The sequence below is a fragment of the Mesorhizobium sp. M0189 genome (assembly GCF_040322135.1).
In the GTDB taxonomy this organism is placed as follows: domain Bacteria; phylum Pseudomonadota; class Alphaproteobacteria; order Rhizobiales; family Rhizobiaceae; genus Mesorhizobium.
Genome location: NZ_JAMYSW010000003.1, coordinates 78922 through 102438 on the forward strand (window position 1 = coordinate 78922; position 23517 = coordinate 102438).

A 23517-nucleotide genomic window follows, 5' to 3' on the forward strand; every position below is an offset into this window, starting at 1 on the left:
CTTTGTCTCGCATTAACAATTCAGCGAAACCTGAAGCTATCCGCGATGTAGTCGGGGCGGGCGTTCAGCGTGGCGAAAACAGTCTCCAGATCAGGTGTCTCCGCCAATATGCCGGACAGGACCAGCGTCGTCGCGACGCCGACGCCGTTGCCGCCGGCGATGTCGTGCTCGACGCTGTCGCCGACGCAGACCGCGTTGCCGCGCTCCGGGTTGCCCGCCAGCGCCAGCGCTGCCTCGAATATCTGCGGATAGGGCTTGCCGATGCGGGTGACGCTGCCGCCGAGGTTCTCATAGAGATCGGCCAGCCGGCCAGCGCCGAAGCAAGGCCCGACGGCAGTCAGCATGATCTTGTCGGGGTTGGTGCAGAAGCACGGCACCTGGCGCTTCGCCGCCGGACCGAGAAGCCGGCGATAATGGTCGAGGTCGTAGCGATCGCCCTCGCTGGCGGAAATCAGTACCAGTTCTGCATCGTCGCCGTCCTTGGCCAGGACGAAGGGCAGGCCGTCGACAGCCGAACGGTCATTATCGCGGCTGATCAGCAGGCATTTTGTCTGCGGGCGCAGGGTCCCCGATGCCGCCATTTCGTGGAAGGAGCGCCACGCCACCTCGCCGGAGGAGACAAAATGGTCCCAGCTTCCCGGTGCGAAGCCGAGCTTCAGCAGGCGGCGCTCATTGGGTTGCGCCCGCTTGCCGGAATTCGAGATCAGCACGATGGTCTTGCCGGCGCGCTTGAGTGCCGACAAGGCTTCGATAGCGCCTGGATAGGCGCTGGTGCCGTCGTGCAGCACACCAAATTGGTCGAGCAGGAACACCTGATAGCGCTCGGCCAGCGCGGCGATGCCGTCGAGGTGCTGAATTATCTTGGCCGTCATAAAAGCCCCGCTGCGCCTGCGCCCATCAGCGCCAGCCGCGCCGTGCCGGCGGCGGCCTCCTCCGAAAGAGCCGGCACGAGAGCGACGCCAAGCTTGCGCTGCCGGATCGCCGTCCAGGCCGGATTGGCCGCACCGCCGCCGACGCTCCTGACCGATGTAAGCCGGGGTGCGCCGAGTTCGGCAAGCCGGCGATAGCCGAGCGCTTCGATCGCCGCAATACCCTCGAACATCGCTTTCAGATAATCGGCGTCGTCGGCGGGCCGCGGCTCGAGGCGGGGCGGCAGCGCCGGATCGGCTATGGGGAAGCGTTCGCCCGGCGCCGGCAGCGGGTAATAATCGAGGCCGGTCTCTGTCGCCGGGTCGATCTTTTTGCTGAGTTCGACAATGCGGGCGACGGGGAAATGCTGGGCCAGCACCTTGCCGCCGGAGTTCGAGGCACCGCCCGCCAGGTAGGTGTTTCCCAGCCTATGGCTGTAGATGCCGAATTGCGGCGCCGAGATCGGCCGGTCGGAGAGGATCTTGATGGTCAGCGATGAGCCGAGCGCGGTGACGCCGGCGCCCGCGGCAGTCGCACCGGTCGCCAGGAACGACGCGCATCCATCGGTGGTGCCGGCGACAACAACCACGTCGCGCGGCAGGCCGAACATTTTCGCAACGCTGGCGGTGAGCGTGCCCGTGACATCGCCCGGCCGCACGATTCGGGGCAGGAATTCCATGCGCATGCCGGTCGCCGCGATCCAGTCCGGCCAGCGCCGGGCCTCGACGTCGTAGCCGGTTTTCAGCGCGTTGTTCTCGTCACTGACATCGAAGCGGCCGGAAAACTGTCCGGCGATCCAGTCGGCCTGGTGCAGCACAGTGGCGACGCCGGGCAGGTGCTGGAAAGACAGCGCCTTGGCGAGACCGGACGTCGCCCCAAGTGCAGCGCTCGTTGCCGGTGCCGCGCCGGCTATTGCAGTCAGAATAATGTCGTCGGCGACCTTGTCGTTGTACATCAGCGGTTCGGCCAGCGGCCGCCCGGAGCCGTCGACCGGCAGCAGCGTGCCCGACGTACCGTCGACGGCGATCGAGAGCACTGCCGCGCGATCGATACATTTGAGCACTTCCGCCAACGTCGCGCCGACCGCCTCCCACCATACGGCGGGGTCGCGGCCGTTCAGCCCAAATCGCTCAAGGGCAATTGCGGAATGCGCGGCGATGGAAAAGTCCGGGCGCATTGCGACGGCGCGCGCGCCGGATGTGCCGATGTCGATGCCGATGGCAAGCGGGCCAGTTGATAGCGGACTTGACGAACGCGGCATGTCAGCTGCCTCCGGCATTGAGTTTCTGGCGATATTTTTCGGCGTCCCAGTTGATCAGTTCGTCATTCTCCGCCGCTGTCAGATAATTCAGCTTCGCAGCGACATCGACCCGCGCCGTCACGTCGGCGAGGCAGCGCTGCATGGCGTCGGCGCCGGCGCCGGCGTCGCCGCGCATCAGCACGCCAAGGCCGGGAAACAGGATCGCCACGGGTGCGGCGCCGCAGCGCTCGATCACGCGCTTCACATCCTCGTCCGGTCTCGCCACGACCGAACCCTCGCCGAGAAAGATGACGTGGTCGGGGTAGAGGCTGCCCCCTGCCGCCATGCGGCAGCATTCGGGGTCGATCGCCACCGCATGCGCCTCGACGTCGGCCGGCAGTCTGTAGCCGCTGCCGCCGGCGAGCGCCGTCAGCGCCACGATGTCCGGTTCTGCCACCTGGCGCGGCGGCCGCGCCAAGAGCCGGGTTACGCGCCGTAGCAGCATGTCGGCCGCGGCGACGGTCTCGGCTGCAACGACCAGGCCGTGATTGCCGAGGATCAGGATGTCTACGCCTGGCCGCAGGCGCTCGGCGATGCCCTGGGCGAGCGGCAGCCCCGGCCGGCGATAAGGAACATACGCCCATTGGTGGCCATCGAGCCGCCTGGCGATCTCGGCCTCGCAATCGGCCTGCACTGCCAGCGAAATGGTCTCGACGCAGTGGACATGCAGAACGATGCGCTGCGGCATCAGCGCATGCACCGTGGTCTCGATCGACGGACGCAAGCCGCGTGGATTGAGGGCGCCGATGGCGAAGGCCTGCGGCTGTTCGGCGGCCGGGTCGCGCCGTTCGATGGCTTCAAGCAATGGCGGGATGCTGACCGGCACCATGATGTCTGCGGTAAGCGCGTCCTTCAGCCAGGTACCGGAGGCCTTGATCCAGAGCGTGTCGCCGGCTTTCAGCGAGGTATTGCCGCCGGCGGCCTGGGTCAGATGCGGGTCGCTGCCGATGACGGCCGAAAGCGACCGCAGCGCTGCCAATTCCTGCGCATCCGCACTGATCGTCATCGAAATTCCTCCACAAACCGGCCGCGTGGCCACGGCTTTGGACGGCCCGTTGCCGGGACTAAGACCGACGCTGGTATCGCAGATGCGAGTAAGTTACGTCAACAGTGATGTTATCGCGTCAAATCACGCTTGCAATCCGAGGCCCGTTGAGTAAGTTGCACCAATTGCCGTGCAAAATGGCAATGCCGTGCAAAATGGCTTGGGAGGCAAGCGCATTGGGAGGTAAGGGTTGAGCGACTCCGGCCGCCAGCGCCAGATTGTCGAGCTTTTGCGAGACCGGCCTTTCGCATCGGTGCGCGAGCTGCAGGAGCGGCTTGGCGTGTCGGCGGCGACGGTGCGGCGCGACATCGACAAGATCGACGAGGCCGGCGAAGCGCGCAAGGTCTATGGCGGCATCTCGGCGCTCGATGGCGCTTCGCAAGTCGGCGTCGCCTATGCCAGGCCCTATGACGAGAACCGCGACCTCGCCGTCGAGGCCAAGCGGCAGATCGCCGCTCTCGCCGCCACCATGGTGCGCGACGGCGACGCGGTCATCGTGCATGGCGGTTCGACCTGCTTCCATCTCGGCGTCAAGCTCGCCGACCGCAACATCCGGCTCTACACCAACTCGATGCCGCTCGCGGCCTATCTCAGCGATCACGGCCATTGCAGCCTGACCGTCGCCGGCGGCGAACTGCACCGCGAGCCGGGTATCATCCATTCGCTGACCCAGACGGTGCCGTTCTACGCCTCGAAGTTCTTTCTCGGCGCGCAAGGCATCGGCCAGGAAGGCCTTCTGGAATCGCACCCGCTGCTGGTTCGCTCGATCGTCGAGCTCAGCCTCTGCGCCGACCAGATCGTCGTGCTGGCCGACAGCCGCAAACTGTCGATCCACGCCCGCAACGTGGCGCTGCCGCTGTCGCGGATCGGTACGCTGGTCACCGATGAGGGCCTGTCCGACACCGACGCGCGCATGCTCGAAGATGCCGGCGTCATGGTGCGCATCGCCGCTTCCTCGGGAGGCGCCCAGTGAAAGTAGCCGTCCTCGATTTCGGCAAGACCAATTCGAAGCTGTTCGTCTTCGGCCAGGACGGACGCATCCTCGACGAGCGCCGCACCCAGCCGAGCTGGATCCGCAAAAACGGCTTCAGCGTGCTCGACGAGGCAACGCTGCACGACTGGGCGGCCCGCGCCATCGATGACGCCGTCGACACGCATGGCGTGGAAGGGCTGATGGTATCCGGCCATGGCTGCACCTTCGCGTTGGTCAACGACGCCGCGCTGACGCATCCGATCCTCGATTACGAGCAGGAACCGCCGGCCGAGATCGCCGCGCAAATCGATCGCCGCATTCCGGATTTTGCCGAGACCTTTTCGCCGCGCCTGCCGCTTGGCTTCAACTACGGCCGCCACATGTTGTGGCTGAAGGAGGTGGACCCCGGTGCCTTCGCCGCAGCGAAATCGATCCTCGGCTACCCCCAATACTGGAGCTGGCGCCTTGGTGGCCGGCCGGTATCGGAAGTGTCCTATCTCGGCTGCCACTCGCATTTATGGGCGCCGCGCAGACGCGATTTCAGCTCGCTGGTCGATGCCGAGGGCTGGCGCGGCCAGATGCCCGCCTTCGAGCGTGCCGGCGCGGTGATCGGCGAGCAGCGCTTCGGCCGAGCCGCGAAGCCGGTCGCCATCCATAATGGCGTCCACGACAGCAATGCCGCGCTCCATGCCTACCGCCGGCAGCAGCTCGGGCCGGTGACCGTGGTCTCGACCGGCACCTGGGTCGTCGTTCTCAACCCGGACTGTCCTCTCGACGCACTCGACGGCGAGCGCGACATGCTGGTCAACGTCGATGTCGATGGCGGCCCGGTGCCAACCATCCGCTTCATGGGCGGCCGCGAATTCGCGACGATCAGCGCCGGCTGGCAGGGCGCCATCGCGCCGTCATCGATACAGCGGGTGATCGACGCCGGCATTATGGCGCTGCCGAGCTTCGCGCCCGGCGGCCCGATGGCACACCGGCGCGGCGAACTGGTCGGGCGCACGCCCAACGCCGACGAACGCGCGGCCATGGCGCTGCTCTATGTCGCGCTGATGGTCGATTTGTGCCTCGAGCTGATCCATTCCGATAATACCGTCATCGTCGACGGCGGCCTGAACAATGGCGGGCTGCTTGCCGCGCTGCTGGCGCAAGTGCGTCCCGGGCAGGCCTTCCTGCAGGGCGCAACGCTGGAGGGCAGCGCCACCGGTGCCGCAGCACTTGCCTTCGAAAGCGTCGGACGCGAGTTTGCCACCGAGGCGCCGGAGGCGGTGCATGCGGCAAGCTTCAGCGGCCTTGCCGGCTACCGCAACGACTGGCGCGGCCTTGCCGCCGATCGGGGTGCCCCCAGAGCAGCTGCGGGAGGTGCGCGATGAGCGCCATCGCCCGGATCGAGACGGTGCGCCAGCCGGTGCTGGAGATGCGCCACATCTCGAAGACATTCGGCCCGATCCGCGCCCTGCACGATGTGTCGCTGACCGTCCATGCCGGCGAGCTGCACGCGCTGATGGGCGAGAACGGTGCCGGCAAGTCGACGCTGATGAAAGTGCTGTCCGGCGCCTACCGGCCGGATCCCGGCGGCGAGATCCTGATCGACGGCATGCCGGCCGCCACCGGCGACCCGATCAAGGCACGCGCCGCCGGCATTGCGGTCATCTACCAGGAGCTGTCGCTGGCGCCCAATCTGTCGGTGGCGCAGAACATTTTCCTCGGCAACGAGCCGCGACGGTTCGGCATCGTCGATCGCGAGCAGTGTAACCGGCGCGCCAGCGACATCATCGCGCGGCTCGGCGTGACTTTTTCGGCGCGCACCCCGGTCACCAGCCTGTCGCTCGGCGAACGCCAGTTGGTCGAAATCGCCCGCGCGCTGTCGACCAATGCGCGCATCATCGTCATGGACGAGCCGACCACGTCGCTGACCTCGCGTGAGACCGACCGGCTGTTCGAGGTGATCGCGACGCTGAAGTCGCAAGGTATTGCCATCATCTACATCAGCCACCGCATGGAAGAGGTCTACCAGCTCGCCGACCGCGTCAGCGTGCTACGCGACAGCGGCTATGTCGGCACGCTCGACCGCGCCGATCTGAACGCCTCACGCCTGGTATCGATGATGGTTGGGCGCGATCTGTCGACGTTCTACAAGAAGGATCACCGCCCGCCGGACAGCAAGCGCGCCGTCGCGCTGTCGGTGCGCGGCATGTCGGACGGCAATCTCATAAAGAATTGCTCCTTCGACCTCCACAAAGGCGAGGTGCTGGCACTGGCAGGCCTGGTCGGCTCGGGCCGCACCGAACTGGCACGGCTGATCTTCGGCGCCGACAGGCACATATCGGGCACGCTGGAGCTCGGCGGCAAACCGATATCCATCGGTTCGCCAAGCGAGGCGCTGGATGCCGGCATCGCCTACCTGACCGAGGACCGCAAGCAACTTGGCCTGTTCCTCGACATGTCGATCTCCGACAACATCAGCATGGGCGTGCTGGCAAGGGACGCGAAGGCCGGCGGTCTGCGCGACTTCACGGCCGCCGAAAGGCGCGCCGCCAAGGCGGTGTCAGACCTCTCGATCCGCACCAGCTCGGTGCAGGCCAATGCCGGCTCGCTGTCGGGTGGCAACCAGCAGAAGGTGCTGCTCGCCCGCCTGCTGGAAACAGAGCCGCAGGTCGTCATCCTCGATGAGCCGACCCGCGGCGTCGACGTCGGGGCGAAGTCGGAAATCTACCGGCTGATCGACAATCTGGCCAAGAAAGGCATCGCCATCCTGATGATCTCCAGCGAACTGCCGGAGGTGATCGGCATCGCCGACCGCGTGCTGGTGATGCGCGACGGCACCATTGCCGGCGAGGTAACGGCGTCGGAGGGCGAGCCACTGCGGCAGGAAGCGATCATGGAACTTGCAACGGGAGCGGCTCAGCGATGACCGACAAGGTGGCCGACACGATGAAAGCGGACGACCGGGCGGTGGGCAGGAGCACAAGGTGGCGCACCGCCATCGCTGCGCTCGGCATGCTGCCGATCCTGATTCTGCTGGCGGTCGGCTTCCAGTTCATCAACCCGCGCTTTTTCACCCAGACCAATCTGCTGATCGTCATGCAGCAATCGTCGATCAACATCGTGTTGGCGGCCGGCATGACCTTCGTCATCCTGACCGGCGGCATCGACCTGTCCGTCGGCTCGATCCTTGCCGCCTCGGCGATGGTGGCGGTGATGGTGTCGCTGGTGCCCGATTGGGGACTGCTGGGCGTGCCGGCGGCCATTCTCGTCGGGCTCGGCTTCGGCGTCATCAACGGCCTGCTGATCGCCTACATCAAGCTGCCGCCCTTCATCGTCACGCTGGGATCACTGACCGCCGTGCGCGGCGTCGCCCGGTTGCTTGGCCAGGACACGACGGTGTTCAACTCGGACCTGCCGTTCGACTTCATCGGCAACGGTTCGCTGTTCGGCGTTCCATGGCTGGTCATCATCGCGCTGGCGGTCGTGGTGCTGTCCTGGCTGGTGCTCAAGCGCACCGTGCTTGGCACCTGGATCTACGCCGTCGGCGGCAACGCCGAGGCCGCCAGACTGACCGGCATCAAGGTGCCGCTGGTGCTGCTCTTCGTCTACGGCGTTTCCGGCCTTCTGGCCGGCCTTGGCGGCGCCATGTCGGCGGCCCGGCTCTATGCCGCCAACGGGCTGCAGCTCGGCCAGTCCTACGAACTCGACGCCATTGCCGCGGTCATCCTCGGCGGCACCAGCTTCGTCGGCGGCGTCGGCTCGATCTGGGGCACGCTGATCGGCGGCCTGATCATCGCCGTGCTGTCAAATGGGCTCATCCTCGCCGGTGTTTCCGACATCTGGCAGTACATCATCAAGGGATTGGTCATCATCGTGGCGGTCGCCCTCGACCGTTACCGGCTCCAGGCAGGAGCAAGAACGTGATGGCCCTTAGTCGCCGGCGTCCATCGAGCCGGTTTCATGTGTAACGCACCGTGAGAGGCGCGGGCATCAGGAGGAAAATAAAACTATGAAGATCATCGCTAAACTGCTCTGCGGCGTCGCCCTTGCAGCCGCCGTCATCGCGCCGGCATCGGCCAAGGACCTGAACAAGGTCGGCATCTCGGTCGGCCTGCTCGGCAACCCGTTCTTCGTCGCCACCATCAAGGGCATCGAGGACGCGGCCAAGAAAATCAACCCGAATGTGCAGGTGACATCGGTATCGGCCGACTACGATCTCAACAAGCAGGTCTCGCAGGTCGATTCCTTCATCGCCGCCGGCGTCGACGTCATCATGCTCAATGCCGTCGATGCCAAGGCGATCGCACCGGCGGTGAAGAAGGCACAGGCGGCCGGCATCGTCGTTGCCGCTTTTGACGTTTCGGCGCCGGGCGCCGACGTCACCGTGATGACCAACAATGTCAAGGCCGGCGAAGAGGCGTGCCAGTATCTGGTCGACCATACCGGCGGCAAGGGCGACTACGTCATCCTCAACGGCCCGGCCTCGTCGTCGATCCTGGAGAGGGTCAAGGGCTGCAAGGACGTGCTGGCAAAACACCCCGACATCAAGGTCCTTTCAGACGACCAGAACGCCGAAGGCTCACGTGACGGCGGCTTGAAAGTGTTTCAGTCGCTGCTGACCCGTTTCGACAAGATCGACGCGGTGTTCGCCATCAACGATCCGACGGCGATCGGCGCCCAGCTTGCGGCCAAGCAGCTCAACCGCTCGGAGTTCATCTTCACGGCGGTCGACGGCGCGCCCGATATCGAGAAGGAACTCGCTTCCGGCACGTCGATGATCAAGGCCTCGGCCTCGCAGGATCCCTATGTGATGGCCGGCCAGTCGCTGACGATGGCGGCTGACCTGCTTGCCGGCAAGAAGCCGGCCGAGCCGACGGTGCTGCTCGACCCGAAGCTGATCACGGCCGACAATTTGAAGGATTACAAGGGCTGGACCGCAGCTCGCTAAACCTCCCACGCCTGGGGCGGCCGGGATGACCGGCCGCACCTTTTTTGTCTGAGCAACGGATTGCCAAACACCGATTTGGACTTGGGTCCGCTACTGCTGGAATAACCGGAGACAATCATGTCGCGCATCGGAATCCACTCATTCGTCTGGTCGGCGAGCTCGACGCAGAGCGATCTCGAGCGGACGCTGGCCAACACCAGCGAAGCCGGCTTCGACCTGATCGAATTCTCCTATCTCGACCCCGCTAATGTCGACATTGACGGCTTGGCCAAGCGGATAGCCGATCTCGGCCTCGGCGTCGCGATCAGCATCGGACTGCCGGCCGACGGCGATATTTCGAGCGCCGACAAAACGATTGCGGCGCACGGCGTCGAAATCCTGAAACGTACGATCGCGCTGACTCGCGATCTCGGCGGCCAGAAGGTTGCCGGCATCCTCAGCACCAGCCACGGCTTGCAGAGCGAGGCGCCGACGCGCGACCAGTGGAACCGCAGCGCCGGCACGCTTGCCGAGGTGGCGGAGACGGCAAAGTCAGCCGGCGTCACCCTCAACCTCGAGATCGTCAACCGCTTCGAAAGCAACCTGCTCAACACCGCCGCGCAAGGCATGGCCTTTATCGAGGACAGCGGCTCCGACAACATCTTCCTGCATCTCGACACGTTCCACATGAACATCGAGGAGGCCGATGTCGGATTGGCCATCCGCAACGCCGCAAAGAAAATCGGCTATGTCCATATCGGCGAGAGCCATCGCGGCTTCCTCGGCACCGGCAATATCGATTTCGCCGGGATATTCGATGCGCTGACCGCTATCGGCTACAGCGACGACCTCAGCTTCGAATCCTTCTCGTCGGAAATCGTCGACGAGAACCTGTCGCGGAAAACCGCGATCTGGCGCAATCTGTGGACCGACAATATGGAGCTGGCCAAACATGCGCGCCGCTTCATTGCGCTCGGACTGGAGACCGCGCGGCGCAAGGCGGAGCTTGTTTCCGCAACGCACCGGCCTTGAGAACTCGCAAATTCCGAAATCTGGTTAAACCAGAGGCGCTACATTAGCCGGCAAAACGCGGCCCAAGTTCCTCGATCCGGCGGATCATCGCCTGGAAATCCTCCAATATGCGCTGGTGCAAGTGAACCGCCAGCTCCGGATATTCCTCGAGGATGCGGCGGAACATCTTGCGGCTGAGCCGCAGCACTTCCGAATCGATTTCGGCGGAGGCGCTGGTCAGCCGGTTGGTGTCGGCGATCAGCGCCAGTTCGCTGAGTATGGTGCCGGGACCGGCGGTGCCGATCGGGATGCGCTCCCCGTCGTGCTCGCGATAGAGCACGATGCGGCCGCTGACCACGATGTAGGCCGAATCAGCTTCGTCGTCCTCGCGATAAAGCTTGTGGTCGGCTTTCAGCATGGTGGTTTCGGCGCCGAAGGCGAGCAGACGCAGCTGTTCCTGCGTAAAGCCCTCGAAGAGCCTCACGGTGGACAGGATGCGGATGTCGTCATCCAGCGCCATCTAGCTATGTCCCCGAACCGTCAGTCCCACTCCTCCCTAGAGCGCCGCGCGTCCCCCGGACGCGCAAGGCGTTTCAAAAATCGGTTCCGCTCCTTGGACCCGATGCCTCCGCGAGTTCGATCCAGACCCACCTCCAGCTCAGGACCGTACCCGAAAAGCGCCCCGCCCGGATCGCTTATTTGAATAATGAAATGTTTAAGGAACCAGCTTGTAGCCGCCGCTTTCTGTCACGAGAATTTCCGCGTTGGAAGGATCCCGCTCGATCTTCTGGCGCAGCCGGTAGACGTGGGTTTCGAGCGTATGCGTGGTGACGCCGGAATTGTAGCCCCAGACTTCCTCCAGCAGCACGTCGCGGGTCACCACCTTCTGGTCGGCGCGGTAGAGATATTTGATGATCGAGGCTTCCTTTTCGGTCAGCCGCACCTTGGCGCCGCGCGGGTCGATCAGAAGCTTCTGGCTGGGCTTGAACGTGTAGGGGCCGACCGAGAAAGTGGCGTCCTCGCTCTGCTCGTGCTGGCGCAGCTGGGCGCGAATGCGGGCCAGCAGCACGGCAAAGCGGAACGGCTTGGTCACATAGTCGTTGGCGCCGGCCTCGAGACCAAGGATCGTGTCGGAATCGGTGTCGTGGCCGGTCAGCATGATGATCGGCGCCTTGTAGCCGCCCTTGCGCAATATCTTCACCGCCTCGCGGCCATCCATGTCGGGCAGGCCGACATCCATGATGAGCAGGTCGATAAGCCCGCCGCGCGCCGCGGCGACGCCTTTGGCGGCGGTCGCTTCCTGCAGGACATCGAATTCCTCATAAAGCGACAATTGCTCGACAAGGGTGCCGCGCAGGTCGTCATCGTCGTCGACGATCAGAATGGTGCGTGAAGTCATGGATCAATCCGTTGTTTTGAAAAGAGATTTCAGTTGACCGCTGCCTGTTTATGCGGAAGCTGACCGGCACAACAGCCGTTCACAGTGATTTGTTCCGTGGCACGATCATACAAGAAAAAACACGATCGCAATGCAGTCGGCGCAATTTTGCCGAAAGGGCTCACCGTGCTCACCGTGCGCGCGCGGCCCGGCCATGTCAGCCAGGGCTTTCTACAGGCCGGCAAACTCGTGTTTCCATGTGCGCTGGGGCATGGCGGCATCTCGGCCGGCAAGCGCGAGGGCGATGGCGCCACGCCGCTCGCCTCGATGCGGATATTGTCGGGATATTTTCGCGGCGACCGTTTTTCCAGCGGCCGCCGGACGCGGCTGGCGATGACGCCGATCGGCCGCGACCTCGGCTGGTGCGAAGTGCCTGGGGACCGCAACTACAACCGCCCGGTCAAAATCCCCTATGGCGCCAGCCATGAGCGGATGCAGCGGGCCGACGATCTCTACGATGCCTGCCTGGTGCTGGACTGGAACATTGTGCCGCGCCGGCGCGGGCGCGGCAGCGCCATCTTCTTCCACCTGGCGCGCCCCGGCTTCACGCCGACGCAAGGCTGCGTCGCGGTAACAGCCCGCACCATGGCACGGCTGCTGCCGCTGCTGTCGGAGCGGACGGTGGTGAGGGTGGTAAGGTAAGGGAATAGGGGAATAAGGGAGTAGGGGAATAGGGCAGTAAAAGTAGAGACAGGGGCGGGCGCGCCGCTTAGCTCCCCTACTCCCCTACTCCCCTACTCCCCTACTCCTTTGCCACCCTATGTCGAGAAGGCCGAGCCGGCCGAGTTCGCGGTCCATGGCGCGTGCGATGTCCTTGCGTTCGCTACCGATGTCGCGCAGCTGGCGATCGGAGAGATCCTCGACATTCTCGTAGGGAAGATTGGCCGCGATTCTCGCGTGCCGAAGCCAGTCGAGCACGGCGCGCAGCCAGGCCGGGCGGAGGGTTACCGAGCGCAGGGCGATGTCAGACATGGTGCAATCCGCTTCTCCGGACATCAAATCCGGTTTGATGTTTCTTCGATGCTCAGATCATGGCGGATTGAAATTCAAACGGGAAACGAGTAGTTTTTTCTGCATCTTCAAGTTTTGTTTGAGGATTGGAATGCTCGACCGAACCCTCCTCGTCTGGCCCTGATGGCGCGCCTGCTGCCTGGAACCCGTGCGCTGCGGACGCTGGAGGCGGCGGCCCGGCACCTCAATTTCACCCGCGCCGCCGACGAGCTCGGCCTGACGCCGGCAGCGGTCAGCCACCAGATCAAGGAAATCGAGGATCAGCTCGGCATCATGCTGTTCACACGCACCAGCCGCACAATCCGGCTCACCGAGGCGGGTGCGGTGCTGTTCGAGGCCTCGACCGACGCGCTCGACCTGCTTGGCCGCGCGGTCTCACGGGCGCAGAAGACGGCGCGCGGATCGGCGCTGCTGAAGGTCACCCTCGATGCGCAATTCGCGACGAAGTGGCTGATGCGGCGCGTCGACGATTTTCGCAAACAGCATCCGACAATCGAGCTGCGCTTCGATATCAGCTATGAGGTGCGCGATTTCGACCGCGACGATGTCGATGTCGGCATCCGTTTCGGCGCCGGCAAATATCCGGGGCTTCGCTCGCACCGGCTGTTCGAAAACGTCATCATTCCCGTCTGCAGTCCGGCCTTGCTGCGGTCAGGGCCGCCGCTCAAGGAGCCACGCGACCTGTTCCATCATACGCTGGCGCATATCGAGTGGTCGCGCCAGGGCGTCACCTGGCCGAACTGGAGCATGTGGATGGCGGCGGCGGGCGTCGACGATTTCGACGACAGCCGGACCATCGTGTTCGGCAATTCGACGGATGCCGTGCAGGCCGCGCTCGACGGCAACGCGGTTGCGCTCGCCGATTTCGCCATGGTGGCAAACGACCTTTCGGAAGGCCGGCTGATCCGGCCCTTTGAACTCGGCATCAAGGTCGCGCCCGAATTCGCCTATTTCCTGGTCTATCCCGAAAGTGCGGCGAACGATCCGCGCATCGTCGCCTTTCGCGATTGGCTTCTCGAGGAAGTCGCCAAGACCCCAACCTAAAGGTCAGCCTGTCGCCGCCTAAAGGTCAGCCTGTCGCCGCCGCGCCGAACCAGCCGATCACCGCGCCGATGAGAAGCATCACGCCGAGCCAATGGCCGACATCGATGAGCGTCAGATCCCAGCCGAAACCTTCGTAGCGATGGTTGACCGAAAGCGTCGTGGCGACGAACCCCAGCCAGAGAACGAAGCCGAAGATCACCCCGGCAAGCAGGCTCGGTTCGCCGCCGGTCACTGCGCCGATGATCAGCGACATGACCAGCGCCATGACAAGCTCCGCGACGAAGGAGACGACGAAGGGCAGCATCGACTTGCTCATCGTCGCCGGATCAAGCTTGGCGGCCTTCAGCCACGGCTTGCTCAGGCCCATATACCAGGCCGCGCCGAACAGCCACGCCACCACGGCGGCGACGATTACCGCCAGCCAATTGATTGCTGAAAAATCCATGATTCCCTCCGGTCGATTGCGCGATGGAACGCCTGTTCGGCGATGCCGTCAAGCAAGGCACCAGACGGTGGTGCGCTTGACCTCGGCGTCCTCCAGCGCGCGGGTCACCGCCACTTCGTAGACGGCAAGCGGTTCCAGCCCGGTCTTCGGCAAATAGGAGCGGCCGGGATCGCCGACGAGGATGTCGGCGCCGCGCGCCTTCAACGCTGCGAACCACGGCATCAGCCTGTCGGCGAAAGCTTTGTCGTAGAAGACGTCGCCGGCCAGCACCAGATCCCAGCCCGCATCGGTGCCGATGCAGTCGCCGGCGAGGAATTCTATCTCGACGCCATTGGCCTCGGCATTGAGGCGGACCGCGGTCGCGCAGAACGGGTCGATGTCGGCGGCGATCACCTCGGCAGATCCGGCCTTCACTGCTGCAATGGCGACGAGGCCGGAGCCGGAGGCGAAGTCGAGCACGCGCCTGCCGCGCACCGCCGCCGGATTGTCGAGGATGTAGCGGGCAAGGCCTTGGCCGCCGGCCCAGGCGAAGGCCCAGAAGGGCGGCGGCAGGCCGATTTCGGTCAGCTCATCCTCGGTCCGCTGCCACAATTCATGCGCCTCGTCGGCCAGCTGCAGGCGTATCTCCGGCACATGCGGCGGCGCCATCAGCGCCGTGTTGTCGAGGATGAATTTCTTGGCACTGTCCGGCGTCAGCGCCGTCATGGCGCCGGCGTCAGTCCGCTCATGCGGCAGACCTCCTGCCATTCGGCAGGCGTCACCGGCTGCACGGACAGCCGCCCGAGCCGCACCAGCGCCATGTCGGCCAGCTTTGGATTGGCCTTGGCCTGTTCCAGCGTCACCGGCTTCGGCATGTCCTTGAAGGCGCGGATATCGACGCACTCCCAGCGGGGATCGTCGGTCGTGCTGTCCTGATGGGCCAGAGCGCAGATTTCGGCGATGCCGACTATGTCGAGCCCATCATTGGAATGGTAGAAAAAGCCGAGATCGCCGATCTGCATCGCCTTCATGTTGTTGCGCGCCGCATAATTGCGCACGCCGTCCCATTGCGTGCCGGCCTTGCCCTTGGCCTTGAGGTCCTCGAAGGAGAAGACCGAGGGTTCGGATTTGAACAGCCAGTAGTTCATTGTCTTGCTCCTCCTCAGGTGCCGTCGCGACTAAAAGCGCGTCGCGTTCGACCGGCGTCATGCGACGCGCTTCAGGTTCTTGTTTTATGCATGTCGTTATCACAAAACCGCTGCACACTTTTGCGCGACATGCATTTAGATACCCGCCGGTTTGTTGAAGCTCCAGTTCCACTGCCGGATTTCGACGCTTTCGAACAGCCCTGCCTTGGTATAGGGATCGGCCGCCGACAGGGCTTTTGCCGCAGCCAGATCGGGCGCCTCGACAACGGCGAGAGTGCCGTTCGGCTTGCCGTCTGCGTCGAGGAACGGGCCGGCGAAGGCCAATTTCTTGTCACCGTTCAGCCCTTCCAGGAAGGCAAGGTGCTTAGGCCGCGTATCGAGCCGCACCTGCAGGCTTCCTGGCTTGTCCTTGCAAATCAACGCAAACAGCATCTTTCCATCTCCGCAATCGTTCGGGATTACATGTCGGTTTCGGTTTTGAGCGGCCTGGTCATCAACGCCGACACAGCCTGGTCTATGGTGACGGTGCCGTCCAGTATGGCGGCGACGGCGGCGATGATCGGCGCGTCGATCCGGCGCTCGCCGGCGATGCGGGCGGCGATCGCCGCCGTCGGCACGCCTTCAGCCAGAGGCAGGCCGGCAAGCGGCTTGCCTTGCCCGAGCGCCAGCCCATAGGCGAAATTGCGCGACTGGGCGGACGAGCAGGTGAGCAGCAGGTCGCCGAGGCCGGAAAGCCCCATCAGCGTCTCCGGCTTTGCGCCGAAGGCGGCACCGATGCGGCGCAATTCGACGAAGCCGCGCGTCACCATTGCGGCCTGGGCGCTGGCGCCGAGCCCGGCGCCGGTAACGGCACCCGCGGCGATGGCAAAGACGTTCTTCAGCGCGCCGCCGATCTCGACGCCGATCAGGTCGTCGCTCCAATAACAACGCAGGTTTTCAGCCGAGAAACGGGCGGCAAGGTCGGTGGCCAGAGCCTCGTCGCGGGCGGCGACCACCACGGCCGTGGGCAGGCCCCTGGCGACGTCGGTGGCAAAGCTTGGGCCGGACAAAGCGGCGACCGGATTTGCCGGCAGGATTTCCTCGGCAATGGACGACAGCAGCGCGCCGGTGTCGCGCTCGATGCCCTTGGCGCAGAGCACCAGCGGGACGCCTTTCGGCACATGGCTGGACGCGGCCGTCAGCATGGCGCGCAACGATTGCGCCGGCGCCACCGCCAGCACGCAGTCGGCGTCGGCGAGAGCCAGTTTGATGTCACTTGTCGCCGCGATGCCGGGATCGAGCGCGATGCCGGGCAGATAGCGCGGATTTTCGCCACGGTCGATCGCCGCGACGGTCTCCGGGTCGCGCGCGAACAGCCGGACCGAATGGCCGGCGCGCAGCATGGCCAGCGCCAGCGCCGTGCCCCAGGCACCGCCGCCAAGCACGGCGACACGCCAGCCGGCGCTGGCTTTGCGCGTCATGGCTTTGCTCGTCACGCCTTGGCCCCGCGCCGGCCAGAGCCGACCATCGGGGCCGAGACGCTGTCCAGCGGCCAGCGCGAGCGCGGCACGAAATCGGCGGCGTTTTCGCCTGATATGCCGGCGCGCAGCCGCTCGATGCCGGCCCAGGCGATCATCGCCGCATTGTCGGTGCAGAGATTAAGCGGCGGGGCGACGAAGCTGAACCCGGCCTGTTCGCACAGCGCTTGCAATGTCGCCTTGATCGTCCGGTTGGCGGCGACGCCGCCGGCGACAACCAGCGCAGGCTCGGCCTTGTCCGGGAATTGCTGACGGAATCTGGTCAGCGCCCGCGAAACACGGTCGCCGAGCGCATCCGCCACCGCCGCCTGGAACGAGGCGCAGATATCGGCGACGTCCTGGTCGCTCAGCGGGGCGATCGCGGATGCCGCCTGGCGCACTGCGGTCTTGAGGCCGGAAAAGGAAAAATCGGGCTGCGCCGAGCCCTTCATCGGGCGCGGAAACGCAAAACGGGCCGCATCGCCATTTGCCGCCGCCTTCTCGACATTCGGTCCGCCCGGATAGGGCAGGCCGAGCATCTTGGCCGTCTTGTCGAAGGCTTCGCCAAGCGCGTCGTCGATGGTCGTCGCCCAGCGCTGGTAGTCGCCGACGCCGCGCACGGCGACGATCTGGGTATGGCCGCCGGAAACCAGCAGCAAGAGGTAGGGAAAGTCGAGCCCGTCGGTTAATCTGGCCGTCAGCGCGTGGCCTTCGAGATGGTTGACGGCGATCAGCGGTTTTTTAGCTGCCGCGGCGATTGCTTTTGCCGTCATCAGGCCGACGATCAGCCCGCCGACAAGACCGGGACCGGCGGTGGCGGCAATCGCATCGATGTCGGCGAGGTCGACGCCGGAATCGGCCAGCGCTGCCTCGATGATGCCGTCGAGCGCCTCGACATGGGCGCGCGCGGCAATCTCCGGCACGACGCCGCCGAAAGCGGCATGCTCCTCGATCTGGCTGAGCACGATGTTCGACAGGATTTGCGGCGTGCTGCGACCGTCCAGCGCCACCACGCTGGCGGCGGTCTCGTCGCAACTCGTCTCGATGCCCAGAACGCGGATCAATTCGTCGCTGTCTCCAAGGATTGTACGGCCTGCCTTTCCCCGATAGGAGGAAGCCGGAAAGACGGACCTCGATCCTGCCGGGGGTTATCACGGACGGCGCGCCATGCAAACAACCTTGAAAATCGGAACACGCGGCAGCCCGCTGGCATTGGCGCAGGCGCATGAAACGCAGGCGCGGCTGATGACGGCGCATGGCATGCCGGCCGAGGCGTTCGAGGTGGTCGTCATCTCGACCAGCGGCGATCGCATCCAGGACCGGCCGCTGTCGGAAGCTGGCGGCAAGGGCCTGTTCACCAAGGAGATCGAGGAGGCGTTGCTGGCGCGGCGCATCGACATCGCCGTGCATTCGTCGAAGGACATGCCTACGCTGTTGCCCGAGGGGCTGGAACTGGCCGCCTTCCTGCCGCGCGAGGACGCACGCGATGCCTTCATCGGCAAGGCGGCGCGAACGATTGCCGGCCTGCCGCAAGGCGCCAGGGTCGGCTCGTCGTCGCTCAGGCGCCAGGCACTGATCCGGCGGATGCGGCCGGACATCGACGTGGTGATGTTTCGCGGCAATGTGCAGACGCGGCTGCGCAAGCTCGACGAAGGCATCGCCGACGGCACCATCCTCGCCTATGCCGGGCTGAAGCGGCTCGGGCTCGAAAATGTCGTCACCGACCTGATGCCGCTCGACGTCTTTCCGCCGGCGCCGGGGCAAGGCGCGATCTGTATCGAGAGCCGCATCGGCGACCGCGACGTGGAAGCGATGCTGGCGGCAATCCACGACGTGCCGACCGGCCAGGCGCTGGCCTGCGAGCGCGCCTTCCTGGCGGCGCTCGACGGCTCCTGCCGCACCCCGATCGCCGGCCATGCGACGATATCCGGCGCAACGGTTTCCTTTGCCGGGCTGATCATCTCGCCCGATGGCACGCAGTCGCATGAAGTCAGGCTGGAAGGGCCAGCGCAGGAGGCGGCGCGCATTGGCGCGGAAGCCGCCGCGACCGTTCGGGCCAAAGCCGGCGAAACATTCTTCGACGGCTGGACCTGACATGCTCCGCGTCCTGGTGACGAGACCCGAACCGGGCGCCTTGCGCACGGCGCGCCGGCTTGCGGATGCCGGCTTTCAGCCGATCCTGCTGCCGCTGACCGAAACGGTGGCGCTGCCCGTCGACGTCGGCGCGGTCGCCGATGCGGCTGCGGCGGTCGCGGCCACCAGTGCCAACGGCGTTCGCCATGCGCCGAAAGAGGTCATCGCGGCGCTCGCCGGCTTGCCGTGCCACACCGTCGGCAGGAAGACGGCGGAAGCCGCCCGCGCGGCCGGGTTTCTGTCGGTCAGCGAAGGCCCAGGGAATGCCGAGGCGCTGGCCGATGCGCTTGCTGGTGGTTACGCGGGGCAGACCATCGTCTATCTCTGCGGGCGGGTGCGCTTTCCGGGCTTCGAGGAGCGGCTGCAGGCGGCGGGCGCTCAGGTCCGCGCCGTCGAGACCTACGACACCGTTGTGCTGGATTACTCCGACGAGGCCGTGCTTGCGCGCCTGTCCGCCCGGCCGGTCGAGGCGGTGCTGCTCTATTCGGCCAAGGCGGCCATGGCGATGCAGGCCCTGGCTAGCCGGCCGGCGGTGCGCGGTTTTTTTGAAGAGACGCGCTTTTTCGCATTGTCGGGACGTATTGCCGCGGCCTTGGATGATGCCGCTGGCGAAAGGATCCGGATTGCGCCTGAGCCCAGCGAAGATGCCTTGCTGGGGCTTTTGCAGGCGCGGCGCTGACCGGCATCCGCCTGTTCCGGACGTTGGCATACCTCCTGCGGGCTCCTGAAACATTCCGCAGCTAAGCTGGGGCGATTGTCCGCGACACAGCTATTTTGTTCTTGCTTTGTGCCGGCAGCTATGCTAGAAAATCACTTATGGTGCTGATTCGCCCCAACGACCCGCCGCCGAGGCGGGTTTTTCATTTCTGGTTCCGCATGCCGTGTCCCAAAACCGCTGCGGCGTTTTGCCAAAACTGAACTCCAAGCCGTGGCGTCATCACGCCGCCCCTTTTCACCGCTTGGTGATGTGCTAGACCCTTCAAACCATCCCGAAGCGAATTTTGCGGAGCCCGAGCATGGTCAAGACGCCGAAGATGCGGCATTCCAAGAGCCGCCGTGAGCCGGTGACCATCGATCTCGAGCCCGGCGCCGTCTCGCGAGTCGCCGACGAACAGGATGCCAGCTCGCAGCAGCCGGCCGCGGCGCAGACCTACGAGGCGCGGGCCGAGGAAGCGGCGAACGCATCGCAGCCGGAGCCGCCTGAGGAGCCGGTGCATGCCGACCAGACCGATCTCGAACCATGGGAACATGCCGACGCAGCCGCGCGGGCCGGCACGCAAGAGCCGACGGACGCAGGCGCCGATTCTGCCAGGGAAGCGGAAATCCCTTATCCGGCCGGTTCGGATGCGCCGGTCGGTCGCTTCACGGCTTCCGACTACAGTTTCGAAGATGCACCCAGCGGAACCGGGGCCAACGAACCGAGAATACCAGGTTCCGGCGAGAAGACAGCTGAGACGAGGGACGACCATATGGCAGCGCAGCCGAAGCGGAGCGGCATCAACGGCATCGCCGCCGGTATTGTCGGCGGCGTCATCGCGCTGGCCGCCGCCGGCGGGCTGCAATTTGCCGGCCTGCTCGGGGCGCCGGGGTCGGGCGGCGTGTCGCTCGACCCCGTCAATAGTGAGATCGCTTCGCTGAAACGCGAGGTCGCGGACCTCAGACAGGCCGACGCCAACAATGACGCATCAGCCAAGGTGGACGGGCTGTCGTCGGCGCTGGATCAGGTCAGGGCGGACGTCACGGCGCTCAAATCGGCGGTCGAGCAAGGCGGCGCCGGCGACAATGCCAGGCTGGCCGCACTTGGCGACAAGGTCCGGCAGATCGAGACGGCGGTCGCGGGCCTCGGCAAGGCCGGCGGCACGGCGCCGGTCGATCTCGAGCCGCTCAACGAAAGGCTGGCCGCGCTCGACGCGCTGGTGAAATCGGCCGGCGAGACGGCAAAGGCGCAGGAAGGCCGGCTTGCGGCGCTGGAACAGTCGGTTTCACAGCTCTCGGGCAAGGTCGATGCACAGGCTTCGCAGCCGAAGATCGCGCTGGCCATTGCCGCCTCGGCGCTCAAGGCAGCGCTCGACCGCGGTGCGCCGTTCGCGACCGAACTCGAAACCTTTGCCGCGATCTCACCCGATGCACCCGAGATCGCGACGCTGCGCGCCTATGCCGAAAAGGGCGTCCCAACGCGCGCCGAGATCGCCGCCGAAGCGGACGCCACCGCCAACGCCATGGTCGCTGCCGCGACGCCTGTCGACCAGAATGCCGGCATCCTGCAAAAGCTGCTGTCGAGCGCCGAATCGCTGGTCAAGGTCAGGCCGATCGGTGCGGTCGAGGGCGCCGGCGCCCCGGAAACCGTCGCCCGCATGGAGGTCGCCGTCAATCAGGGCGACTACGCCAAGGCGCTCAGCGAATACGAAACGCTGCCTGAAGCGGCCAAGGCCGCCGGCGCCGACTTTGCCGGCAAACTGAAAGCGCGGATGGAGGTCGAGACGCAGATCGATTCACTCATCGCTGGCGCGATGAAGGCGTGAGGAACCCGATGATCCGCATCCTCGCCTTCCTTGCCGTCGTCTTTGCGCTCGGGCTCGGGTTCGCCTGGCTGGCCGACCGGCCGGGTGAAATGCTCGTCACCTTCAACGGCTATCAATACCAGGTCAGCCTGATGGTCGCGGCGGTGGCGATCGTTGCCGTGGTTGCCGCGGTGATGATCGTCTGGTGGCTGGTCAAGGCGCTGTGGACCAGCCCCTATACGATCTCGCGCTATTTCCGCGTGCGGCGCCGCGACCGCGGCTATCAGGCGCTGTCGACCGGCATGATCGCCGCCGGCGCCGGTGACGGCGCGCTCGCCCGCAAGAAGACCAAGGAAGCGGCAAAGCTGATCCGCTCCGACCAGGAGCCGCTGATCCAGCTGCTCGACGCGCAGGCCTCGCTGCTCGAAGGCGACCATGAGGGCGCCCGCGAAAAGTTCGAGACCATGCTCGACGATCCCGAAATGCGGCTGCTCGGCCTGCGCGGACTGTATCTCGAAGCCGAGCGGCTCGGCGACCGCAACGCAGCCCGCCACTATGCCGGCCGTGCGGCGGCGGTGGCGCCGCAGCTGGCCTGGGCGGCCGAATCGACGCTGGAAGATCTGACCGGGCGTGGCGACTGGGATGGTGCGCTGAAACTTGTCGACGCCCAGAAGTCAACGCGGCAGATCGAGCGCGACGCCGCTAACCGGCGCCGCGCTGTGCTGCTGACCGCCAAGGCGCAGGCGCTGATCGACAGCGATGCCAATGCCGCCCGGACGGCGGCTCTCGAAGCCAACCGGCTGCGGCCGGATTTCGCGCCGGCGGCGGTCGCCGCGGCGAAATTGCTGTTTCGGCTGAACGACGTGCGCAAGGGCTCGAAAATCCTCGAGGCGGCGTGGAAGGCCGAGCCGCACCCGGAGATCGCCGAGCTCTACACCCATGCCAGGCCCGGCGATGCCGTGCTCGACCGGCTGAACCGGGCAAAGAAGCTGCAGGACCTGAAGAAGAACCATGCCGAGGCCTCGCTTGCCGTGGCGCGCGCCGCGCTCGATGCGCAGGACTTTTCAACCGCGCGCCGCGAGGCCGAAGCCGCCATCCGCATCGATCGCCGCGAAGGCGCCTATCTGCTGCTGGCCGATATCGAGGAGGCCGAGACCGGCGACCAGGGCAAGGTGCGGCAGTTGCTGTCGAAGGCGGTGAGAGCGCCGCGCGACCCGGCCTGGGTCGCCGACGGCGTCGTCTCCGACCGCTGGGCTCCGGTATCGCCGATCACCGGCAGGCTCGATGCATTCGAATGGCGAGCGCCGATGGAGCGGCTCGGCCAGTTGATCGACAGCGATGAGGATACGCAGGAGGCATCGGTGCCGGCAATTGCGGCTTCAGCCAAGCCGGTACAGGAAACAGCCGAGGCGATCGAGCACACAGCGGTTGCTGCCGAGACACCGGGCACCGCGACCGAAGCAGAGACCGAAAACCGTGCCGGCGAGGATCATGTGACACCGGTCGCCGCGGCGGCGTTTGCCGCGGTGCCGGACGATGCCGAAGCCGTCGAGCCGGCGCAGGAGTTGACGCGGCTGCCCGACGACCCCGGCGTCGACCCCGACGACGAGGCGGGTAAATCGACGCGCCGGTTTCGTTTGTTCTGATCCGGGTCGAGTGGACCCGGTCTTATTGGGAATGATTTGATGTTCGAACGCGTTCTGTCGTTTCTAAGGGACCTGCCGTCCGGTAGTGGCGCCAGCGCCAGCGCCGACGATCCGCGCGTTGCCGCATCCGCCCTCCTTTTCCACGTGATGAACGCCGACGGCGTGCGCCAGGATACCGAATGGGAACGGTTCAAGAAGGTGCTGGCGGAAAGCTATTCTATCAGCGGCGACGAACTCGATGCGTTGGCGGCTGCCGGCGAGCGGGCCGACAATGAGGCGATCGACCTTTACGCCTTTACCAGCGTGCTCAAGCGCCATCTCGACGCCGAGGCGCGAAAGGCCTTTATCGGCCTGATGTGGGAGATCGTCTATGCCGATGGCGAGCTGCACGAACTCGAGGACAATACCGTCTGGCGGGTCGCCGAGCTGATCGGCGTCGAACGCCGCGACCGCGTCGAGGCGCGCCTCAAGGCGGCGGCCGCGGCTCCTGGTGCTGCCGGAACGTCAAGCGACGAATAGA

Annotated in this window: 25 protein-coding genes; 13 read left to right on the plus strand and 12 right to left on the minus strand. The window is 65.5% G+C overall.

The window, feature by feature from the left end; genetic code table 11:
- Positions 1 to 20 precede the first annotated feature (20 nt).
- The 3 genes from NKJ09_RS06105 to NKJ09_RS06115 are packed head-to-tail and all read right to left on the minus strand — an operon-like array spanning position 21 to position 3215.
- On the minus strand, positions 21 to 872 hold the full coding sequence (locus NKJ09_RS06105) for a TIGR01459 family HAD-type hydrolase (protein WP_023721395.1): 852 nt from the start codon (positions 870 to 872) through the stop codon (positions 21 to 23).
- Entirely contained in the window at positions 869 to 2170 is a 1302-nt protein-coding gene (locus tag NKJ09_RS06110; RefSeq protein ID WP_352494075.1) for an FGGY-family carbohydrate kinase, read from the minus strand. Before NKJ09_RS06110 ends, NKJ09_RS06105 begins: the two co-directional genes overlap by 4 nt.
- 1 nt (position 2171) lies before the next feature.
- Positions 2172 to 3215 carry a class II aldolase/adducin family protein gene (locus tag NKJ09_RS06115; protein WP_023721393.1) on the minus strand — a complete coding sequence of 348 codons (1044 nt, stop codon included), beginning with the start codon at positions 3213 to 3215 and terminating at the stop codon, positions 2172 to 2174.
- A 229-nt stretch (positions 3216 to 3444) separates the two neighbouring features.
- On the opposite strand from NKJ09_RS06115, the gene NKJ09_RS06120 reads away from it, so the two are divergent.
- The 6 genes from NKJ09_RS06120 (at position 3445) to NKJ09_RS06145 (ending at position 10177) form a co-directional block, all read left to right on the plus strand.
- Complete coding sequence (locus tag NKJ09_RS06120) at positions 3445 to 4227, plus strand: DeoR/GlpR family DNA-binding transcription regulator (protein WP_023721392.1); 783 nt, start codon at positions 3445 to 3447, stop codon at positions 4225 to 4227.
- Positions 4224 to 5603: an FGGY-family carbohydrate kinase gene (locus NKJ09_RS06125; RefSeq protein ID WP_352494076.1), complete on the plus strand. Its 1380-nt coding sequence runs from the start codon at positions 4224 to 4226 to the stop codon at positions 5601 to 5603. Before NKJ09_RS06120 ends, NKJ09_RS06125 begins: the two co-directional genes overlap by 4 nt.
- Positions 5600 to 7144 carry a sugar ABC transporter ATP-binding protein gene (locus tag NKJ09_RS06130; protein ID WP_352494077.1) on the plus strand — a complete coding sequence of 515 codons (1545 nt, stop codon included), beginning with the start codon at positions 5600 to 5602 and terminating at the stop codon, positions 7142 to 7144. Before NKJ09_RS06125 ends, NKJ09_RS06130 begins: the two co-directional genes overlap by 4 nt.
- 20 nt (positions 7145 to 7164) lie before the next feature.
- Positions 7165 to 8142: an ABC transporter permease subunit gene (locus tag NKJ09_RS06135; protein WP_502896313.1), complete on the plus strand. Its 978-nt coding sequence runs from the start codon at positions 7165 to 7167 to the stop codon at positions 8140 to 8142.
- A gap of 85 nt (positions 8143 to 8227) precedes the next feature.
- Positions 8228 to 9166, plus strand: a complete 939-nt coding sequence (locus NKJ09_RS06140) for an ABC transporter substrate-binding protein (protein ID WP_023721388.1) — start codon at positions 8228 to 8230, stop codon at positions 9164 to 9166.
- A gap of 117 nt (positions 9167 to 9283) precedes the next feature.
- The gene (locus NKJ09_RS06145; RefSeq protein WP_352494078.1) at positions 9284 to 10177 is read left to right on the plus strand and encodes a sugar phosphate isomerase/epimerase family protein; all 894 of its coding nucleotides are present in this window, start codon (positions 9284 to 9286) and stop codon (positions 10175 to 10177) included.
- 43 nt (positions 10178 to 10220) lie between these two features.
- Here the strand turns inward: NKJ09_RS06145 and NKJ09_RS06150 are convergent, their stop codons facing one another.
- Positions 10221 to 10676: a Crp/Fnr family transcriptional regulator gene (locus NKJ09_RS06150; protein WP_023680480.1), complete on the minus strand. Its 456-nt coding sequence runs from the start codon at positions 10674 to 10676 to the stop codon at positions 10221 to 10223.
- Between the two features lie 195 nt (positions 10677 to 10871).
- On the minus strand, positions 10872 to 11555 hold the full coding sequence (locus NKJ09_RS06155) for a response regulator transcription factor (protein WP_023721386.1): 684 nt from the start codon (positions 11553 to 11555) through the stop codon (positions 10872 to 10874).
- Positions 11556 to 11699: 144 nt separating this feature from the next.
- Between NKJ09_RS06155 and NKJ09_RS06160 the strand changes: the two genes are divergently transcribed.
- Positions 11700 to 12236 (plus strand): L,D-transpeptidase family protein, encoded by a 537-nt coding sequence (locus tag NKJ09_RS06160; RefSeq protein WP_352494230.1) that lies wholly within the window; start codon positions 11700 to 11702, stop codon positions 12234 to 12236.
- 84 nt (positions 12237 to 12320) lie between these two features.
- Here NKJ09_RS06160 and NKJ09_RS06165 read toward each other — a convergent pair whose 3' ends face one another.
- Complete coding sequence (locus tag NKJ09_RS06165) at positions 12321 to 12566, minus strand: hypothetical protein (protein WP_023721384.1); 246 nt, start codon at positions 12564 to 12566, stop codon at positions 12321 to 12323.
- A gap of 162 nt (positions 12567 to 12728) precedes the next feature.
- Here NKJ09_RS06165 and gcvA point away from each other — a divergent pair, with 162 nt between their 5' ends.
- A complete protein-coding gene (gene gcvA, locus NKJ09_RS06170; protein ID WP_352494079.1) occupies positions 12729 to 13649 on the plus strand; it encodes a transcriptional regulator GcvA in 921 nt (306 codons plus the stop codon).
- A gap of 25 nt (positions 13650 to 13674) precedes the next feature.
- On the opposite strand, the gene NKJ09_RS06175 is transcribed toward gcvA, so the two are convergent.
- The 6 genes from NKJ09_RS06175 to tsaD form a co-directional block, all read right to left on the minus strand.
- On the minus strand, positions 13675 to 14094 hold the full coding sequence (locus NKJ09_RS06175; RefSeq protein WP_023721382.1) for a DUF1761 domain-containing protein: 420 nt from the start codon (positions 14092 to 14094) through the stop codon (positions 13675 to 13677).
- Positions 14095 to 14142: 48 nt separating this feature from the next.
- Entirely contained in the window at positions 14143 to 14799 is a 657-nt protein-coding gene (locus tag NKJ09_RS06180; RefSeq protein ID WP_023721381.1) for a class I SAM-dependent methyltransferase, read from the minus strand.
- Positions 14796 to 15221, minus strand: coding sequence for an EVE domain-containing protein (locus NKJ09_RS06185; protein WP_352494080.1), 426 nt, complete (start codon positions 15219 to 15221; stop codon positions 14796 to 14798). Before NKJ09_RS06185 ends, NKJ09_RS06180 begins: the two co-directional genes overlap by 4 nt.
- A gap of 135 nt (positions 15222 to 15356) precedes the next feature.
- Positions 15357 to 15653: a YciI-like protein gene (locus tag NKJ09_RS06190; protein ID WP_023721379.1), complete on the minus strand. Its 297-nt coding sequence runs from the start codon at positions 15651 to 15653 to the stop codon at positions 15357 to 15359.
- 26 nt (positions 15654 to 15679) lie between these two features.
- The gene (locus NKJ09_RS06195) at positions 15680 to 16681 is read right to left on the minus strand and encodes an NAD(P)H-dependent glycerol-3-phosphate dehydrogenase (protein WP_352494081.1); all 1002 of its coding nucleotides are present in this window, start codon (positions 16679 to 16681) and stop codon (positions 15680 to 15682) included.
- Positions 16682 to 16692: 11 nt separating this feature from the next.
- Positions 16693 to 17778: a tRNA (adenosine(37)-N6)-threonylcarbamoyltransferase complex transferase subunit TsaD gene (tsaD, locus tag NKJ09_RS06200; RefSeq protein WP_031194644.1), complete on the minus strand. Its 1086-nt coding sequence runs from the start codon at positions 17776 to 17778 to the stop codon at positions 16693 to 16695.
- Between the two features lie 106 nt (positions 17779 to 17884).
- Between tsaD and hemC the strand changes: the two genes are divergently transcribed.
- From hemC to NKJ09_RS06225, 5 genes are all read left to right on the plus strand, one after another.
- Positions 17885 to 18811: a hydroxymethylbilane synthase gene (hemC, locus tag NKJ09_RS06205; RefSeq protein ID WP_023721376.1), complete on the plus strand. Its 927-nt coding sequence runs from the start codon at positions 17885 to 17887 to the stop codon at positions 18809 to 18811.
- A gap of 1 nt (position 18812) precedes the next feature.
- The gene (locus tag NKJ09_RS06210; protein ID WP_023721375.1) at positions 18813 to 19529 is read left to right on the plus strand and encodes a uroporphyrinogen-III synthase; all 717 of its coding nucleotides are present in this window, start codon (positions 18813 to 18815) and stop codon (positions 19527 to 19529) included.
- Between the two features lie 337 nt (positions 19530 to 19866).
- On the plus strand, positions 19867 to 21372 hold the full coding sequence (locus NKJ09_RS06215) for a COG4223 family protein (RefSeq protein ID WP_352494082.1): 1506 nt from the start codon (positions 19867 to 19869) through the stop codon (positions 21370 to 21372).
- 8 nt (positions 21373 to 21380) lie between these two features.
- Positions 21381 to 22997: a heme biosynthesis protein HemY gene (locus NKJ09_RS06220; RefSeq protein WP_352481013.1), complete on the plus strand. Its 1617-nt coding sequence runs from the start codon at positions 21381 to 21383 to the stop codon at positions 22995 to 22997.
- A gap of 39 nt (positions 22998 to 23036) precedes the next feature.
- Positions 23037 to 23516 carry a tellurite resistance TerB family protein gene (locus NKJ09_RS06225; RefSeq protein WP_352481012.1) on the plus strand — a complete coding sequence of 160 codons (480 nt, stop codon included), beginning with the start codon at positions 23037 to 23039 and terminating at the stop codon, positions 23514 to 23516.
- Position 23517: the final 1 nt, after the last annotated feature.

Bases quoted from the DNA above. Each gene is read 5' to 3' on its own strand.
- NKJ09_RS06105 (WP_023721395.1), bottom strand. From the start codon at position 872: ATGACGGCCAAGATAATTCAGCACCTCGACGGCATCGCCGCGCTGGCC.
- NKJ09_RS06110 (WP_352494075.1), bottom strand. From the start codon at position 2,170: ATGCCGCGTTCGTCAAGTCCGCTATCAACTGGCCCGCTTGCCATCGGC.
- NKJ09_RS06115 (WP_023721393.1), bottom strand. From the start codon at position 3,215: ATGACGATCAGTGCGGATGCGCAGGAATTGGCAGCGCTGCGGTCGCTT.
- NKJ09_RS06130 (WP_352494077.1), top strand. From the start codon at position 5,600: ATGAGCGCCATCGCCCGGATCGAGACGGTGCGCCAGCCGGTGCTGGAG.
- NKJ09_RS06135 (WP_502896313.1), top strand. From the start codon at position 7,165: ATGAAAGCGGACGACCGGGCGGTGGGCAGGAGCACAAGGTGGCGCACC.
- NKJ09_RS06140 (WP_023721388.1), top strand. From the start codon at position 8,228: ATGAAGATCATCGCTAAACTGCTCTGCGGCGTCGCCCTTGCAGCCGCC.
- NKJ09_RS06145 (WP_352494078.1), top strand. From the start codon at position 9,284: ATGTCGCGCATCGGAATCCACTCATTCGTCTGGTCGGCGAGCTCGACG.
- NKJ09_RS06150 (WP_023680480.1), bottom strand. From the start codon at position 10,676: ATGGCGCTGGATGACGACATCCGCATCCTGTCCACCGTGAGGCTCTTC.
- NKJ09_RS06155 (WP_023721386.1), bottom strand. From the start codon at position 11,555: ATGACTTCACGCACCATTCTGATCGTCGACGACGATGACGACCTGCGC.
- NKJ09_RS06165 (WP_023721384.1), bottom strand. From the start codon at position 12,566: ATGTCTGACATCGCCCTGCGCTCGGTAACCCTCCGCCCGGCCTGGCTG.
- gcvA (WP_352494079.1), top strand. From the start codon at position 12,729: ATGGCGCGCCTGCTGCCTGGAACCCGTGCGCTGCGGACGCTGGAGGCG.
- NKJ09_RS06175 (WP_023721382.1), bottom strand. From the start codon at position 14,094: ATGGATTTTTCAGCAATCAATTGGCTGGCGGTAATCGTCGCCGCCGTG.
- NKJ09_RS06180 (WP_023721381.1), bottom strand. From the start codon at position 14,799: ATGACGGCGCTGACGCCGGACAGTGCCAAGAAATTCATCCTCGACAAC.
- NKJ09_RS06185 (WP_352494080.1), bottom strand. From the start codon at position 15,221: ATGAACTACTGGCTGTTCAAATCCGAACCCTCGGTCTTCTCCTTCGAG.
- NKJ09_RS06190 (WP_023721379.1), bottom strand. From the start codon at position 15,653: ATGCTGTTTGCGTTGATTTGCAAGGACAAGCCAGGAAGCCTGCAGGTG.
- NKJ09_RS06195 (WP_352494081.1), bottom strand. From the start codon at position 16,681: ATGACGCGCAAAGCCAGCGCCGGCTGGCGTGTCGCCGTGCTTGGCGGC.
- hemC (WP_023721376.1), top strand. From the start codon at position 17,885: ATGCAAACAACCTTGAAAATCGGAACACGCGGCAGCCCGCTGGCATTG.
- NKJ09_RS06210 (WP_023721375.1), top strand. From the start codon at position 18,813: ATGCTCCGCGTCCTGGTGACGAGACCCGAACCGGGCGCCTTGCGCACG.
- NKJ09_RS06215 (WP_352494082.1), top strand. From the start codon at position 19,867: ATGGTCAAGACGCCGAAGATGCGGCATTCCAAGAGCCGCCGTGAGCCG.
- NKJ09_RS06220 (WP_352481013.1), top strand. From the start codon at position 21,381: ATGATCCGCATCCTCGCCTTCCTTGCCGTCGTCTTTGCGCTCGGGCTC.
- NKJ09_RS06225 (WP_352481012.1), top strand. From the start codon at position 23,037: ATGTTCGAACGCGTTCTGTCGTTTCTAAGGGACCTGCCGTCCGGTAGT.